General features: G+C 37.8%; 16 protein-coding genes and 1 pseudogene. 8 read left to right on the top strand and 9 right to left on the bottom strand.

Annotated features, from left to right (window positions below):
- Positions 1–11 precede the first annotated feature (11 nt).
- Genes fliI through fliF form a run of 4 tightly spaced genes read right to left on the bottom strand, consistent with a single transcriptional unit; the run spans position 12 to position 4,813 of the window.
- A complete protein-coding gene (fliI, locus tag ACNARN_RS13765) occupies positions 12–1,379 on the bottom strand; it encodes a flagellar protein export ATPase FliI (RefSeq protein ID WP_198619835.1) in 1,368 nt (455 codons plus the stop codon).
- Positions 1,379–2,098 (bottom strand): flagellar assembly protein FliH, encoded by a 720-nt coding sequence (fliH, locus tag ACNARN_RS13760; protein WP_109373785.1) that lies wholly within the window; start codon positions 2,096–2,098, stop codon positions 1,379–1,381. The genes fliI and fliH overlap by 1 nt, the downstream gene beginning before the upstream one ends.
- Positions 2,091–3,089 (bottom strand): flagellar motor switch protein FliG, encoded by a 999-nt coding sequence (gene fliG / locus ACNARN_RS13755; RefSeq protein ID WP_109373784.1) that lies wholly within the window; start codon positions 3,087–3,089, stop codon positions 2,091–2,093. Before fliG ends, fliH begins: the two co-directional genes overlap by 8 nt.
- Entirely contained in the window at positions 3,086–4,813 is a 1,728-nt protein-coding gene (fliF, locus tag ACNARN_RS13750; protein WP_198619836.1) for a flagellar basal-body MS-ring/collar protein FliF, read from the bottom strand. The genes fliG and fliF overlap by 4 nt, the downstream gene beginning before the upstream one ends.
- A 276-nt stretch (positions 4,814–5,089) precedes the next feature.
- On the opposite strand from fliF, the gene fliE reads away from it, so the two are divergent.
- From fliE to ACNARN_RS13715, 7 genes and pseudogenes are all read left to right on the top strand, one after another.
- Positions 5,090–5,401 carry a flagellar hook-basal body complex protein FliE gene (gene fliE, locus ACNARN_RS13745; RefSeq protein WP_004248328.1) on the top strand — a complete coding sequence of 104 codons (312 nt, stop codon included), beginning with the start codon at positions 5,090–5,092 and terminating at the stop codon, positions 5,399–5,401.
- A 487-nt stretch (positions 5,402–5,888) separates the two neighbouring features.
- Positions 5,889–6,227 (top strand): GlpM family protein, encoded by a 339-nt coding sequence (locus ACNARN_RS13740; protein WP_151435470.1) that lies wholly within the window; start codon positions 5,889–5,891, stop codon positions 6,225–6,227.
- 74 nt (positions 6,228–6,301) lie between these two features.
- Positions 6,302–6,400: pseudogene (locus ACNARN_RS13735) on the top strand (DUF6500 family protein); the annotation flags it as partial.
- 133 nt (positions 6,401–6,533) lie between these two features.
- The gene (locus ACNARN_RS13730; RefSeq protein ID WP_023581839.1) at positions 6,534–6,749 is read left to right on the top strand and encodes a hypothetical protein; all 216 of its coding nucleotides are present in this window, start codon (positions 6,534–6,536) and stop codon (positions 6,747–6,749) included.
- A gap of 352 nt (positions 6,750–7,101) precedes the next feature.
- Entirely contained in the window at positions 7,102–8,235 is a 1,134-nt protein-coding gene (locus ACNARN_RS13725; protein ID WP_198626604.1) for a hypothetical protein, read from the top strand.
- Between the two features lie 185 nt (positions 8,236–8,420).
- Positions 8,421–8,702 carry a DUF2622 domain-containing protein gene (locus tag ACNARN_RS13720; RefSeq protein ID WP_416304577.1) on the top strand — a complete coding sequence of 94 codons (282 nt, stop codon included), beginning with the start codon at positions 8,421–8,423 and terminating at the stop codon, positions 8,700–8,702.
- Between the two features lie 251 nt (positions 8,703–8,953).
- Positions 8,954–9,412 (top strand): GNAT family N-acetyltransferase, encoded by a 459-nt coding sequence (locus ACNARN_RS13715; protein WP_416304576.1) that lies wholly within the window; start codon positions 8,954–8,956, stop codon positions 9,410–9,412.
- 126 nt (positions 9,413–9,538) lie between these two features.
- On the opposite strand, the gene fliT is transcribed toward ACNARN_RS13715, so the two are convergent.
- The 3 genes from fliT to fliD are packed head-to-tail and all read right to left on the bottom strand — an operon-like array spanning position 9,539 to position 11,759.
- Positions 9,539–9,892: a flagellar protein FliT gene (fliT, locus tag ACNARN_RS13710; RefSeq protein WP_023581843.1), complete on the bottom strand. Its 354-nt coding sequence runs from the start codon at positions 9,890–9,892 to the stop codon at positions 9,539–9,541.
- A gap of 18 nt (positions 9,893–9,910) precedes the next feature.
- Positions 9,911–10,309 carry a flagellar export chaperone FliS gene (gene fliS, locus ACNARN_RS13705; protein ID WP_023581844.1) on the bottom strand — a complete coding sequence of 133 codons (399 nt, stop codon included), beginning with the start codon at positions 10,307–10,309 and terminating at the stop codon, positions 9,911–9,913.
- A gap of 19 nt (positions 10,310–10,328) precedes the next feature.
- The gene (gene fliD / locus ACNARN_RS13700) at positions 10,329–11,759 is read right to left on the bottom strand and encodes a flagellar filament capping protein FliD (protein WP_198619840.1); all 1,431 of its coding nucleotides are present in this window, start codon (positions 11,757–11,759) and stop codon (positions 10,329–10,331) included.
- 387 nt (positions 11,760–12,146) lie between these two features.
- Here fliD and ACNARN_RS13695 point away from each other — a divergent pair, with 387 nt between their 5' ends.
- Positions 12,147–13,256, top strand: a complete 1,110-nt coding sequence (locus ACNARN_RS13695; protein WP_416304575.1) for a FliC/FljB family flagellin — start codon at positions 12,147–12,149, stop codon at positions 13,254–13,256.
- Positions 13,257–13,483: 227 nt separating this feature from the next.
- On the opposite strand, the gene ACNARN_RS13690 is transcribed toward ACNARN_RS13695, so the two are convergent.
- A complete protein-coding gene (locus ACNARN_RS13690) occupies positions 13,484–14,503 on the bottom strand; it encodes a tyrosine-type recombinase/integrase (protein ID WP_416304574.1) in 1,020 nt (339 codons plus the stop codon).
- A gap of 207 nt (positions 14,504–14,710) precedes the next feature.
- Positions 14,711–15,160 carry an HD family hydrolase gene (locus ACNARN_RS13685; protein WP_235365437.1) on the bottom strand — a complete coding sequence of 150 codons (450 nt, stop codon included), beginning with the start codon at positions 15,158–15,160 and terminating at the stop codon, positions 14,711–14,713.
- Between the last annotated feature and the right edge of the window lie 50 nt (positions 15,161–15,210).

Genomic DNA, 15,210 nt, shown 5'->3' with positions numbered 1-15,210 from the left:
TATGTTCAGAATTAGTTTACTGTGATCAGTTGATTAAGTTGCTCACATGCACTTTGATAACTGCATTGCTCTTGGATATCTTGTTGTAAGAACTTCGCGAGGGACGGATAAAGTGCAATGGCTTTATCAAGCATAGGATCACTACCCGCAGCATAAGCACCTACGTTAATTAAATCGCGGTTACGTTGATAGCTAGACAAAAGCTGTTTAAATACTTGTACGCGACGATAATGTGTTTTATCAATCAGTGATGTCATTGCACGGCTAATAGAGGCTTCGATATCGATAGCAGGGTAGTGCCCAGATTCTGCCAGAGAACGCGAAAGCACAATGTGACCATCTAAAATCGCACGAGCAGAGTCTGCAATTGGATCTTGCTGATCATCACCTTCAGTTAAAACGGTATAGAAAGCCGTGATAGAACCACCACCATCAACGCCATTTCCTGCACGTTCGACGAGTGCAGGTAATTTAGCGAAGACAGAAGGTGGATACCCTTTGGTTGCAGGCGGTTCGCCTACAGCAAGAGCGATTTCACGTTGCGCCATACTGTAACGTGTGAGTGAGTCCATAATCAGTAAGACATGTTTTCCGCGATCACGAAAATCTTCTGCAATACGCGTTGCATAAGAAGCACCTTGCATACGAAGAAGTGGTGATACGTCAGCAGGCGCTGCTACAACCACTGAGCGTGCTAAACCTTCAGTACCGAGAATATTTTCGATAAAGTCTTTAACTTCACGTCCACGTTCACCAATTAATCCAACAACAATGACATCAGCTTGGGTAAAACGCGCCATCATGCCTAATAGCACACTTTTACCTACACCAGAACCTGCAAAAAGCCCCATACGCTGACCACGACCCACGGTTAACAGCGAGTTGATTGCACGCACGCCTACATCCAGTACATCAGTAATAGGGGTACGTTGTAGTGGGTTGATAGGTGGAGTGATCAGTGGCGCACGATAACCTGTATCGGGTGGTGGTAAACCATCTAAAGGATAACCAGAGCCATCTAAAACACGCCCTAACAGCGCATCGCCAAGAGGCAATTGGCGACCTTCATTTTCACCACTCGGAGTGGCCTGTGCATAAACACGAGCACCCGGTGTTAATCCCTCGACTTCCTGTAAAGGCATTAACAACATTTGGCTACCATTGAACCCAACGACTTCACTTTCAACTTCTTCAACAGTTTTACCAATGGTACGTTCTATTAAACACGTAGAGCCAAGGGGCATAACAAGCCCCTTAGCTTCCATGACTAAACCTGTTGCTCTGGTTAAACGACCATATTGACGTACACGCGGAATTTTATTTAAACGTGCTTCTGCATCACTGAGTTTTTCTAACCAACGCCCCAATCTTGCTGTCATTACAACGCCTCCGGAGCAGCAAGACGACAAAGCTCATGCCAACGAGTTGCAATCGTGGCATCAAGATCGCCATCATTTGTCACAACACGGCATCCACCAACATGAATACTGTTATCGGCAACTACTTTCCAACCATGAGCAGAAAGTGAATCACCCAGCTCTTTTTCAATTTGTGGAATATGTTTTGGGTTAACTCTTAACTGTGGGTTGTTTGAGAACATTTGTTCTTGTTGCAACATTAAGGTTATTTGCGCCAGTAATGCAGACCCATCACAAACAGCAGGCTGACCCAGAACTTCTTTTGCCGCTGTGAGGGCGATTTGCATTAAACGTGAAGCAATAACACTGTCTAACCCATTTAAAGAGTGCCTAAATTCAGCCAACAATCCTTGCCATTCATTAATTAATGGCGATTGTTGAGCAATGCCTTGGCGAATACCTTCTTCAATACCTGATTGTAATCCAGCCTGATAGCCTTCCTGATAACCCTGGTTTTTCCCTGCCTCAAAGCCTTCAGCGTGGCCCAATTTTTGAGCCTTTTCTTTCATGTCATCAAGCATATTAATTTGCTCAAGGACTTTCTGTTGCTGAACGACTTCTTTTTCCTGTTTTTCGACTTCCTTTTCGTCTTCTGTCGTGTCCTCGACATTTAATGCCCAATCAGTGAGTTCTTTGGGAACCCAAGGCTTCCAGTTAGTATCAGTATGTTTATCAGACATAGGTATCGTCTCCTCCATGAAGAACAACCTCACCAGTCTCTGCTAATTTGCGTACCACAAGCAGAATTGCTTTCTGCTCTGCTTCCACTTGAGACATACGAACAGGGCCGCGAGAACTCAAGTCATCACGCATGATCTCAGCAGCACGTTGCGACATATTGGCAAGGAAGTGATCGCGCAGCTCTTGATCGCACCCTTTCAATGCCACAACCAAGGAGTCGGATTCCACTTCCTGTAGAATGCGCTGAATTGAACGGTTGTCGATATCGATAAGGTTTTCGAACAGGAACATTTCGTCGATAATTTTTTGTGCCAATTCACCGTCGTAATCGCGAACTGCAGTAATGACATTCTCTTCTTGCTGGCTCTTCATCAAGTTGATGATTTCAGCAGCAGTACGAACACCACCCATTTTACTGCGTTTGAGGTTTTGACCATCAAGCAGGTTATTCAGTACTTCAGTTAACTCTGCTAATGCTGACGGCTGAACACCCCCAAATGTCGCGATACGAAGCATTACGTCATTACGCAGTTTCTCATCGAACAGTGCCAGAATATCTGCCGCTTGACCTCGTTTAAGGTGAACCAAGATGGTTGCGATAATCTGCGGATGTTCGTCGCGGATAATATCGGCAGCCATTTGTGGTTCCATAAAGTTAAGCGTTTCAATCCCTGTTGAAGTTTCTCGTGTTTCAGAGATCTCATCTAACAGGTTATTAGCGCGTTCTTCACCCAATGCTTTAACAAGAACAGAGCGCAAGTAGTCATTTGCATTCACGTTCAATGCGGCATATTGAACCGCATCTTCTTCAAAGCTTGCCATAACATCAATTAATTGCTGATTTGAGATATGGCGCATTGATGACATTGCAATACTGAGTTGCTGAACTTCTCGTGTACTTAGATGTTTAAATACTTCCGCCGCTCGGTCTTCACCGAGAGTTAGTAACATAACGGCGCTTTTTTCGGTTCCAGTTAAGTTATTACTCATTGCTCTTTACTCATCCATTGACGAATTACCATTGCGACGACACGAGGATCTTTCTCTGCCATTTCACGGATACGTTGGCTCTGCAATTCGGCACTCACACGTTTACGTGCTTGTTTACGTCTTGCTTCGTCATCTAATTCTGCTTCATCAACATCATCTTTAACTTGTAGCTTGGTTTTCAGCACGGCTTTCTGTGCGGCAATTTCAGCTTCACGGCGTTTTTCAAGCTGTGGTTTCACCAGTTTGCGCCATAAGATCCATGCGATGATGACAAGTAATAACCAGCGACCTAAATCTAATGCTTTCGCAAGAATATCTGGGTTTTCCCATACAGGAACGGTGATCACTTTCTCTTCAATATCGTTAAACTGGGAGTTCACGACACTTAAAGAGTCACCACGCTCTTGGGAATAGCCCATCGCTTCACGAACAAGTCCTTCAATTTGCTGAATTTGCTCATCAGTTAGCGGAACAAGTTTAGTTTCAACAACAGGCTCTTCGCCTTCAGCGGCTTCTTTCTTATCTTCAACTGTTTTGTAGTTCACAATAACAGCGACAGAAAGACGCTCGACATTACCTACTGGACGCTTGATATGGCGAATTCGGCGATCAACCTCATAGTTGGTTGTTTCATCTAAACGGCTATTACTGTTTGGATTACGCGTTAATGTGCGATTTGTACCCGTTGCATTGGCGTCATCTGCTTTCTCACCTTCTTGCGCTTTTGGCGCTTCAATAGGTGCTTGTGGTGGAGCAACAGGTTGATTAGATAATGCACCAGGAACGCCGCCAGCTAACATGCCACCATTCTGCTCACTTTGGCTCAATTGTTTTGAACGCACTGCGGCTTGATTTGGTGGCTGGTTTGGTTTGTACTCTTCAGCAGTCTCTTCTGTATGAGAGAAATCAACTTGAGCAGTCACCTGTGCATGAACGTTTCCACGACCCACAATTGGGCCTAATAACGTTTCAATACGTTGCTGATAACGGCTTTCTAGCTCTTGAACATATTTCAGTTGGATAGAATTAAGATCACGACCTAATGCATCAGGTTGTGTCAATAATTTGCCGCTTTGGTCGACGATGGTCACACTGCTATCAGGCATACCTGCAACACTGCTCGCAACGATATGCACGATGGCATTAATTTGACCTTCATCCAGCGCTCTACCCTGTAAAAGACCCACCGTAACGGATGCAGAAGGGGATTTCTGTTCACGAACAAAAAGAGATGGTTTTGGTAGTGCTAAATGAACTCGGGCATTTTGTACAGGACCTAATGTCTCGATAGTGCGAGCAAGCTCACCTTCAAGTGCACGTTGATAGTTAATCTGTTCACTAAATTGGCTGATCCCGAACTTTTCTTTATCTAACAGTTCAAAACCGGCAGCACCGCCTTTTGGAAGCCCCGCTTGCGCGAGTTTCAGGCGTAATTCATGAACCTGATTGTCAGGCACCATAATCGCTGCGCCATTTTGTGACAAGCGATAAGGTACATTCATCTGTGTTAACTGTGTGACAATTTCGCCACCGTCTTTATCGCTAAGATTACTATAAAGCACCTTATAATCAGGGCTTTGTAACCATAAAAATGCAGCAACAAAAATGGCAATAGCCGCCGAACCCGCAATAATGAGCGGAATTTTCGGATCGGCTTTTATCCGGTTAATAATGGCGTTAAAACCCTTATTCTGGTTCACAACGTCGGTTTTTTCGGCATTCATAGACAATCCTTGCCTTGTAGTTCGGGATGAATACTAAAAGCGTGGCGTAACAAAACAGACTCCCCTTACGCAAATAAATAAACCTACTCTCAGGTGTCTCATTATTGGCCTTTTGCGTTTCATTTAATGGCGTAATTAGCCCTTAACTTTTGCGTTAATTACTCGCTTTGGAATGAAGCCCCTGTGTTAGGGTATAACTCGGTAAGCGTGTTGGTTCACTTCCTTACTATGACATTGATTCAGTAATTGAATTAGATGATTAACGCAGAGGTTTATATGTCAATTCCAGCTATTGAAAGTGTTCTGGATAAAATGCAAATCCAGACTTTGCAAGCATCCAATATTGCGAAACCCCAGCCAGTACAAGCAGGATTTGCAACTCAGCTTGTTCAAGCCGTGGGTAAAATTAATGAAACTCGAGTGAATGCAACCAACAAAGTTCAAGCGTTTACCTTAGGTACTCCAGGTGTTGAATTAAACGATGTGATGGTGGATATGCAAAAATCCAGTATTTCATTACAAATGGGTGTACAAGTGCGTAATAAGTTAGTCGCTGCTTATCAAGAAATTATGAGCATGCAGGTGTAGTACCTTATTTATTTGATAAAGGTGACTTTTCTTTTCTATCACGAGATAAAAAACACCTAATCAAAATAGAGATGGGGCATCTTGCTCAATGTCATTGAATAGATGATATAAGCTTTCGAATGTGATTAAACATTCGAATACTTATACTATTGTTTGTTATTTATGATAATGAGCGCCCCGATTTTTGCAGATGGGATAGACACATCATTTTATTGATGTGCGCTTTTGCATATCTATATCAAAGCAACTCATTTTTTTATCTCTTCTTATCTTTCAAAAAAGATCAAAAGTAATTGTTAAATAAGTTAATTAACCTATGTTGGATTAGTTTTGTATAAAGCATAGTCATCATCTTTCTTCTCAATTTTTTCTATTTTATTTTCTAAATATTTAATTACATTTTAAATAACTAAAAATAAAACCAGCTCACATACCAATATGAATAAGTATGATAGTAGTAAGGTTTTTATAACTTGATGAAAAAATAATGGGATTACTGATTAAAGCACTGATAGGTGCGTTTGTAGTGGTATTAATTGCCGTTTTATCGAAATCTCGTCATTACTATATTGCGGGATTGGTTCCGTTATTTCCAACTTTTGCACTTATTGCACATTATATTGTTGGCTCTGAACGTTCTATTGAGGCGTTACGAACCACAATTATTTTTAGTTTATGGGCTGTTATACCTTATATGATTTACCTAATTTCACTCTATGTGATGATCAACTATGTAAAATTATTTACAGCATTGGCTACGGCAGTTATTTGCTGGATTATCGCGGCTTGGTTGCTTATTCTGTTATGGAATAAATTTCATGGATAGAGTATTTACTCTTACCTATTTATTCTCACGCTAAAAAATAAAGATAGAGAGAATATGAGAAAATCACTACAACAAAAAATAACAATCCTGAATTACTTATGGAAGTTGCAACGTGGTGGATAATGACACATAAATTTAATCACTTTGAAAAAGCAGTAAAAATAAAAAAATAATACAATCAGAAATGGAAAATCACGCTTAATTTTCCTACGATAAAGCTCATCTTTTTATAAAACGATTTTATTAAACTAAAAATTATTGATTATTATCACATTAAAGCAGGTCATAAACGGCTATGGTAATTACATGATTAATAACGTAAACGGTGATGATATGGAATATTGGTTTATTGCGTATAAAGTGCGTTCCAGAAATGGTGATACCTACGCCGGACATAAAATTGTAGAAACAGAGAGTGGGATCACACCCCATATTGCGTTAGAAAAAGCATGTCAGGAAGTTGCTGAAGGAGCACAAGCCGATATTCCTGCGGTGAGAGTAGTTGCTTTTAATCGTTTATAAGACATTCTACCTAATAGAAAATCCTACATTTATTAATGTGGGATTTTTTTTATCTAAATTTAAGGATTGGTTATTTAATGCGCTTTATGTATAGATCGATTTACTAATAGAAATAATAAAAAAATAAGGTGTTCATTAATATAATTTAATTACATTGATCTGATAGCGATTTTTTATTTGTTTTACTTAATTAAAATTCAATTATGTGATCTCAGCTCTACTAATTTACTTTTACGCATTGAATAAAAAAAGGCTTATGGTTAATGTGCTGGTGGGCTAAGGAATAGCTCAATACAAGGAAATAAAAATCATTATTTTGATTTTTTAGTTATTAATAAAAGGAAATTTAATTATGACAGTATTAACCGTTTATTTATGTGGTACTGGGTCTAACTCATTTGATAATAATAATCCGACCTTCTGGCAAGGCGAATTAGTCTCCACTTTAGCGCAAAATAACCAAGGAAGAGAGTTTGCACAGTGGTTTATTGTTGATGGCCCGGGTAGTGGTAATCTGCAAGAAGATGATTTATGGGTTGAAAGTCCTAATTACTCTGATATCAAGGGTTCGCTATTTGGTAGTGGTTGGGAAGAAAACGTGAAGCATGCACTTTGCTTAATGAAAGGTAACTTTGATTGGCAACGTGAAAAGTTAACCGAAGAGCAGTATAACCAACTGAAAAAAGCGGGCATTCCCATTGAAGATGTCAAAGTAACAGGCTCTTTTTTATGGCGTAAATATGACTATGGCGATCGTCAAGTCACTCAGCAACAACTTCAACAGCAAATTATTCGAATCTTCCGTAAAGATGGCATTATTCCAACACAAGTTAACTTAGTGGGTTGGAGTCGTGGTGGTATTACTTGCCATATGTTAGCGAATGCGATGTTGGCAGATCCTCAATTAAAAGATATTCCCGTGAATATTTTTGCTATTGATCCTGTCCCTGGTCCACTGAATTTCCAACCTGAAAAAGTCACGCTTGGTAAAAACGTCAAAGAATATGTCGGATTTTATGCAAGAGATGAACGCTCTAAAGGATTTACTTGTGTTATTCCAACAATTGAATCTGAAACTAAAATGCATATTTTCCCTATTTCTGGACGTCATGCCACATTAGTGGGTAATGCTTCTTTAGATGGCGCTAATGGTGAAAATGGCTTATATGCTCCAGGTTTATTAGTCCGTCATTTTGCAGAGGTCTGTTTAACGCGCTGGGGCTGTGATTTAGCAAATAAATTAGCCTTAACGGATGCACAAATTACAGGCTATCACAGTGATATTGCTAATGATGCAGATAAATATGTAGCAATGCGTCGTAAAACCTATTCTATCCATGAAAGTACGGGTAAAGATGAACGTAAAGTCTCATTAGGTAAAGAGGGTAAAGCATTCTCTGAGATCCACGGTGGACAATATAATCCATCAGTAGGTTTAACCGCAGATTACTTATCTAATCAACAACTCTATGATGTGATTAAATAAATTATTATTTATCAGATTATTATGAGCTAATAAATTGCCCATAGTGAAGTGGGCGATTCTAATTTCAATCATTATCACATTATTTATCACAGTTTCTGACTAGGAAAATGATTGTTGATTTAATATACTGCCTTTTGAGAGCTAACAGAATTTCAATAGACATAGATAGACTGTAGGAGGTTTCTATGCCTGAGTTTACTGTTAGAGTAGAGTTATCCGATCCCGAAAATGCAGACTATGTGTTATTAACACAGAAGATGGTAAAAGAAGGGTTTAAAAAAGAGATTAATGGTTTGAAAGGTAAATATGTTCAGCCTCATGCAGAGTTTAATTATCATACTGAAACTAAAGATCACAAAGAAGTTATCGAGTTGGCTTTTTCAATTGCAGAAAAAATAACCTTAAATCCTGCCATTTTAGTGACAGAAGTAAAAAATAGAGCGTGGAAAGGGTTAGAGCGACTTTGAGATTATCTTTATAAATAGATAAGCAAAGTAATAAAAGTCATCAAGGCTCGTGGGGGAGTCTGAACGTATTGAGATTAACGGTTTTATCGCCTATCTTTCTGCATTGAGTATTTATCCTTCTGCATTTTTCACTAGCAAAACGCACCATCAACATTATCATTTCATTATTTATAGTAAACACAAATTTTGTCGATGATATTGCATTATCATTGATTGTTTTGTTATCACTTTTAAACCATGGGATAAAGTGCATGAATTGGGTTTTAAAATCATTTTCACAACTCACTACCGATGAGCTTTACGCTATTTTAGCCTTAAGAAATCAGGTTTTTATTTGTGAACAGCAATGTGCTTATCAAGATTTGGATGGTATTGATCAACAATCATTACATCTATTTGCTAATGATAAAATAACTTCACAGTTAATCGCTTATGCGCGTTTATTGCCTCAAGGTATGGTATTTCCACAGGCATCAATAGGGCGGGTGATTGTTGCTAAAGAGTATCGTGGTGGTAGCGTTGCTCATCTATTATTAAAAGAAGCCATTTCAGTATCTTTTAAACAGTTTAAAACCAATAGTGTAAAAATAATGGCTCAAACTTATTTAGTCGATTTTTATCAATCTCATGGTTTTGTTATCGACTCAGAAAGTTATCTTGAAGATAATATTCCTCATATCGATATGGTATTCATGCAGTCTAATAAATAAAACAACTTACAGATAAACCAGAAAAGAGTACGTTACCGATAACAAATTTAGCTGAATAAAAGTCTCTAATTGCTTAGATAAAAAGACGCCATTAGCTAATAAAACCGCTTTTGGCGCAGAGGAGAGTTATTTCAGGTTGAGATCAGGATAATAACTATGTTCTGTAAACTGACCATAGCTATTTTGTACCCTCTGCTCTTGTTCAGTCTGTCTTATTAATATGCCAAGCTCATCTAGACGAGCCCGTAATAAATTTCGCGTCTCATTTTCGTTTTCTAAGATTTTCTTTAGCATATCTGTGAGGCGTTGTTGTAGTCTCAGCTCACCGTCAGCAGGTTTTATCATCTTAGTGATACTTTCTACGCTTTTTAAATAATCCATTTCCATTTCTATCAGCTTATCCCATTGCTGATCTTTGGCAAGCGTTAACATTTGCTCACTTGATTTTAAAACATGCTCGTAAGCCGCCATAATATCCATATTGTTATCCACTCTAATTTAATAAGAATTAATCTGTGTGCCGATTTGTTGCCAAGCATCAGAAATTTCAGTTAAGAGCTTGATGACTTCATGAATTTTTTCTGGATTATTTTTTAAGTTAGCATCGAGTAGCTGATTAACCATATAGTCATAAAGGAGCTCCAGATTTTCTGCAAGCTCGCCACCTTTTTCTTTATCCAAACCTTGCTTTAACCCGTTACCAATAATATTAATGGCTTTAGAAATGTTTTCGCCTTTACCTGCGATATTTCCTTGCTCCATTAATATTAAGGCACGGCGAAGGGCGCTAAGCGCCCCATTAAATAGGATCTGGATCAGCTGGTAAGGCGTGGCATTTAAAATCTCGCTTTCAACGTCGATTTGAGCATACATTTTACTGGCTGATTGTTGATACATATTATCCTACTTTTAAAAATTACATTAATAAACGGCCGATTGATGCACTGGAGTTAGTCATGGAGTTCACCATTTTATCTAACTGTTGGAACTGGTTTTTATAACGTTCCATCGTGGCAGCAATATTACGTTCCGTATTTTTAATTTGGTTATCTAACGTTTTTTTCCGTTTTTTTACACCATCAGTGGCAATATCTAAGGTGCCATCTGTAGATTGCAGTGTTTTCTTCAGGAAATTATAAGTTTGAGTACCAAATCCTGTCTCTTTACCATCACCCATAAAAAACTCTTTGACGTTAGCTGGCTTTTCTTTTAACGCCTCATCAAGTTTTTTATTGTCGATTTCTAATGTGCCATCGACTTTAAATTTAATACCCATTTTATTAAGGGTATCTAATTCAGATGTGCTTTGTGAGCTAGTAACAAAGCTTTTTAGCTCAGACATAATCATACGGCTGGTGCTATCACCTAATAAAACCCCGTTGTTTTTAGACGATTCTTCGCCTTTTTCAACTTGGGTGTATTTGGTTAAATCTTTATACGTTGTGCTCAGTTCGTTATAAGCATCAGTCCAGGCTTTAATCGCCTTTTTCATTGGTTCAATGTCACGCGCTACATTGATAATTTCAGGCTTATCGACACCATCTTTATTATTGTCAGTGGTTTTTTTCAGATTTAAAACGATCCCTTCAGGCGCATCTTTAATCTCATTAGTCTGACGTTCAATCGCAATTCCGTTAACGGTTAATTTCGCATTTTTAGCGTCAACAATTTGTCTCATGCCTGATGTATGTGATGCATCGTCTTTGGCAGTTGAATTCGACAGGAATTGATTTAACTTATCATCACCTTCAACGGTGATTTTCATTTCAGATTTAGTACCTTCTTTACGTGAAGTTAGCACTAAATAGCTAGTATTATCATCAGCTTTAACAATAGTCGCTGAAACATTACCTTCTTTTTTATTGATAGCATCACGTAATTCAAGAATTGAAGTTTGTTTATCTTCTAATTCGATACGTAATGGTTTTTCTTCGCCGGGTTGTGTAATAACTAATGTCCGTTTATTACCTTCACCTAAGGTTTCCCCAAGCGGTTTCTTTACATCACTGACTGCTGTAGATTTTAATGTTTGAGCTTGAGCTAATTGGGTAACAGAAACGGTGTAGTTACCGACACTTGCTTTACCATCAGTGGTGACTTTAAAAGCATCAAATTCATCTTCAACTTTGGTACCTACAATTTTGTCGAATTTTTTTAAATCTTCTGATGCTTTTTGTAATTTATCGAGCTGTCCGCGCATTTTACCGTAAGCAGTAATTTGAGCTTCGTAGCTTTTCATCTGTTTATCAAGGGGTTCAAGGCGTTTATTTTCCGCCGCTTCTAATTGTGCCAATGTTTGACCTAGAGGCATCCCTGAGCCTACGCCTAGTGAAGCAATACCAGCCATACTGGTCTCCTTTCTGTGTTCGTAAAATGATCCTCAAAAAATGTTATCGGTAGAATCGGCGAAAAGTTTACGTCTATTTAGTATTTTTGATGAGTGAAACAGGCTGCCATATAGAAGCCTTTTATTGCCATTGATGACCAAAGTCGAATTTAGATGGGTTAAAAAAACGTTGAGACGAAAATTGATAAAAAATAAATAAAAAAATGATAATTTAATTTCTTTATTTATCATTGACTTGATATCGACTCTATAAAAAATCGCAGAAATTTTTGTAGGAAAAGTTAAAGGTTGTATGTGGAGTGCCGATAAACTTGTTGCCGGTGATTAACACCGAAAATGAATAGGCAAACTTTTATTTTATCGACTTGATTTTAAAGGAATCTAGCTATGGCACAAGTCATTAATACCAACTATCTGTCTCTGGTAACTCAAAACAACCTGAATAAATCTCAGGGAGCTTTAGGAAGTGCAATCGAGCGTCTGTCTTCTGGTTTACGTATCAACAGCGCGAAAGACGATGCAGCAGGTCAAGCGATTGCTAACCGTTTCACTTCAAACGTAAATGGTTTAACTCAAGCAGCACGTAATGCGAACGATGGTATCTCTATCGCTCAAACTACTGAAGGTGCTTTGAACGAGATCAACAACAACTTACAACGTATCCGTGAGTTAACAGTTCAAGCTAAAAACGGTTCTAACTCAGAATCAGATATCAAATCAATCCAAGAAGAAGTTGGTGAGCGTTTAAAAGAAATCGACCGTATTTCTGAACAAACTCAATTCAACGGCGTTAAAGTATTAAGTGGTGAAAAATCTATCATGAATGTGCATGTTGGCATGAATGATAAAGAAGCCATTACTTTTAAATTAGATAAAGTTGACAGCAAAGAATTAGAAATTGATAAATTTGCTGTAGGTGCTGAAATTGCTAAAGTTGATGCTACTTTTGATAAATTTAAAGACAAAGATGGCAATGTTGCAACTGAATTCGAAGTTGACACAACTGCTATCGATATTAAAGATGCTAAAGGTGTTAAACAAGTTGTTACTGAAGCTAAGGTTCAACAAACTGCTGACGGAAAATATGTTGTAACTGCAAAAGTTGGTGAAAAAGTTATGACTTTCGGGTCAGATTTAACTGATAAAACTGTTGCAGCAGATAAAGCCGGTGCAGATGTTAAAGTAAAAGTTAAAGCAACAGCAGTTGAAGTTAAAGATGAAAATGCAGAAGCTTTAACTAAATTAGACAAAGCAATGGCTAAAGTTGACGGTATGCGTTCTTCTTTAGGTGCGATTCAAAACCGTTTTGAATCTACTATCAACAACCTGAACAACACTGTTAACAACTTATCTGCTGCACGTAGCCGTATCCTAGATGCTGACTATGCAACAGAAGTTTCTAACATGAGCCGTGGTCAAATTCTGCAACAAGCGGGTACTTCAGTACTTGCTCAAGCAAACCAAGTACCACAAACTGTTCTGTCTCTGTTACGTTAATTCGTACACTGACACAAAAGATACCTTTCTATATCCAAAAGGCCCTCTTAAGAGGGCCTTTTTATATTAAGCAAACTATCTTTTCTTACCTTTTAAATTTTTTAATTTCATTAAATATTAATAGATTGAGATTTATTATTTATTTTATGATATCTCAAGCATTGAATTGAATATAATAGAACATTATTACTATTGTAAAATATCAATTAATTAAGATATTAGTTGTTTCATTTTTTGGTCTTATCTATCGAGTGTGGCGAAATTGTGACGAGCTCACTATATTTACTTAAATGCTCTGCATTTAAATGGGCGTACCTTTTAACCATTTCTAAAGTCTCCCATCCTCCCATTTCTTTAAGTACCATCAATGGGGTTCCATTTTGCACATGCCAACTTGCCCATGTATGTCTCAGATCATGAAATCTAAAATCAACCAATCTAGTTAACTTTATTGCTCGTGCGAAATCCTCTAAGCCGATTGAATGTTTTTTCTTTCCAGTTCTAGTAAATATGTAATCGAATTTTCGTGGGATATTTTTTAGAATATTTACTGCCTCTTCATTAAGTGGAAGAGTGCGAGCTCGTTTCGACTTTGCATTTTCAGCAGTAATAATAGCTATACCTTTGTCTAAGTCTACATTGCGCCACGTTAATGAAAGTAATTCTCCTTGTCTGGCTCCAGTCAGTAAAGCTAAACTAACAAGGTCTTTCATCCACTTAAGTTTTAAATTATTAATTAAATCAATTGCTTGCTCTTTTTTAATCCATCGGACTCTAACCGTAGGTTCCCTCATTCTTGGAATATATAATTGTTCTTTAATCCATCCCATTTTATGAGCAAGTGAAAAAGCTCGCATAATGAAAGCTCTATATCTATTTTTAGATGCATTAGATAGCTTTCTTTTTCTCGCTGTACTATAAATAGGTAAAGAGTTAGCTATTTCTTCCCTTGTGATTGTTGATATTTTTCTCCCTTTAAAAATACCTAAGAAATATTTAGCTTGGGTCTGTTTATTTGAAAAACTTCTCTGTCCTTCTGCATCTTTTAAAGCAAGAATAATAATTTCATCGAAGATCTTATCAGGATGCTTATCCAATTTATCTAGTTGCCATAAGTCATATTTCAACTTGTCATGATATTCTTGCGCTTTTGTTTTGTCCGAGGTGCCAGCAGATTGTCTAATTCTTTTTCCATTTGGAGATGTGATATCAATCCAGTATTTTTTACCTCTTTTGTAGATCGGCATTTTGAATTTCTCCCACCACTGACTAATGTTAGCCAGTAAATATTGTTGTCATTAAACTGTGCTAGCTCAAATTTTTTCAAACTTTCGCGGTTTGCTCTCCATGAACCACCTACTCGAAACATAAAAAAATTAGTAGGATTTCGATATATAGTATGACGAGAAAGCTTTAGTTTCCTTGCGTACTCTTTCAGTGTGAAATAACTATCATCATCCATTTATCTTTCCTTTACATAACTCATAAAAACGGCGTAGGAACATTGACTTTGCTTGTGGTGGTGTTAGTGGGTTAACAACAAAATCACTTTCTGGAATATCATCAAGCATTAACCAATTACTACCAACATCAATTTCCAAATCACGTTTTTCTGTGGCTAACATCATTAAGTCAGCAAAATTAACCGCATCAGATATAGTTGATGGCAGATCTTTTACATAGACTTCACTAGCATCATGAAGTAAGGCTTCTAAAGCATATTCAGGTGCAACTAAATAGCTGACATATACCAAGTGTTGAGCAACTGAATAGAAATTATCAATCAGCCCATTAAAGCGACATTCATTAGCAAGGCCACTGGCAATATCTTGAATATCTATATCTTCGATCCGTACATCGAGATAATAGAAATGTTTATTTGTTGCTGTTGCAATATAAAACATTATTCTCTCCACACAATTTTATAAACGCCACCAAGTTAGTGGCGTTTATA

Source organism: Proteus sp. TSJ240517 (assembly GCF_047921575.1).
GTDB lineage: Bacteria > Pseudomonadota > Gammaproteobacteria > Enterobacterales > Enterobacteriaceae > Proteus.
Note: the sequence above shows the minus strand (reverse complement) of the source record. Positions and strands in the feature narration are given on the sequence as shown.

Bases quoted from the DNA above. Each gene is read 5' to 3' on its own strand.
- fliI (WP_198619835.1), bottom strand. From the start codon at position 1,379: ATGACAGCAAGATTGGGGCGTTGGTTAGAAAAACTCAGTGATGCAGAA.
- fliH (WP_109373785.1), bottom strand. From the start codon at position 2,098: ATGTCTGATAAACATACTGATACTAACTGGAAGCCTTGGGTTCCCAAA.
- fliG (WP_109373784.1), bottom strand. From the start codon at position 3,089: ATGAGTAATAACTTAACTGGAACCGAAAAAAGCGCCGTTATGTTACTA.
- fliF (WP_198619836.1), bottom strand. From the start codon at position 4,813: ATGAATGCCGAAAAAACCGACGTTGTGAACCAGAATAAGGGTTTTAAC.
- fliE (WP_004248328.1), top strand. From the start codon at position 5,090: ATGTCAATTCCAGCTATTGAAAGTGTTCTGGATAAAATGCAAATCCAG.
- ACNARN_RS13740 (WP_151435470.1), top strand. From the start codon at position 5,889: ATGGGATTACTGATTAAAGCACTGATAGGTGCGTTTGTAGTGGTATTA.
- ACNARN_RS13730 (WP_023581839.1), top strand. From the start codon at position 6,534: ATGATTAATAACGTAAACGGTGATGATATGGAATATTGGTTTATTGCG.
- ACNARN_RS13725 (WP_198626604.1), top strand. From the start codon at position 7,102: ATGACAGTATTAACCGTTTATTTATGTGGTACTGGGTCTAACTCATTT.
- ACNARN_RS13720 (WP_416304577.1), top strand. From the start codon at position 8,421: ATGCCTGAGTTTACTGTTAGAGTAGAGTTATCCGATCCCGAAAATGCA.
- ACNARN_RS13715 (WP_416304576.1), top strand. From the start codon at position 8,954: ATGAATTGGGTTTTAAAATCATTTTCACAACTCACTACCGATGAGCTT.
- fliT (WP_023581843.1), bottom strand. From the start codon at position 9,892: ATGGATATTATGGCGGCTTACGAGCATGTTTTAAAATCAAGTGAGCAA.
- fliS (WP_023581844.1), bottom strand. From the start codon at position 10,309: ATGTATCAACAATCAGCCAGTAAAATGTATGCTCAAATCGACGTTGAA.
- fliD (WP_198619840.1), bottom strand. From the start codon at position 11,759: ATGGCTGGTATTGCTTCACTAGGCGTAGGCTCAGGGATGCCTCTAGGT.
- ACNARN_RS13695 (WP_416304575.1), top strand. From the start codon at position 12,147: ATGGCACAAGTCATTAATACCAACTATCTGTCTCTGGTAACTCAAAAC.
- ACNARN_RS13690 (WP_416304574.1), bottom strand. From the start codon at position 14,503: ATGCCGATCTACAAAAGAGGTAAAAAATACTGGATTGATATCACATCT.
- ACNARN_RS13685 (WP_235365437.1), bottom strand. From the start codon at position 15,160: ATGTTTTATATTGCAACAGCAACAAATAAACATTTCTATTATCTCGAT.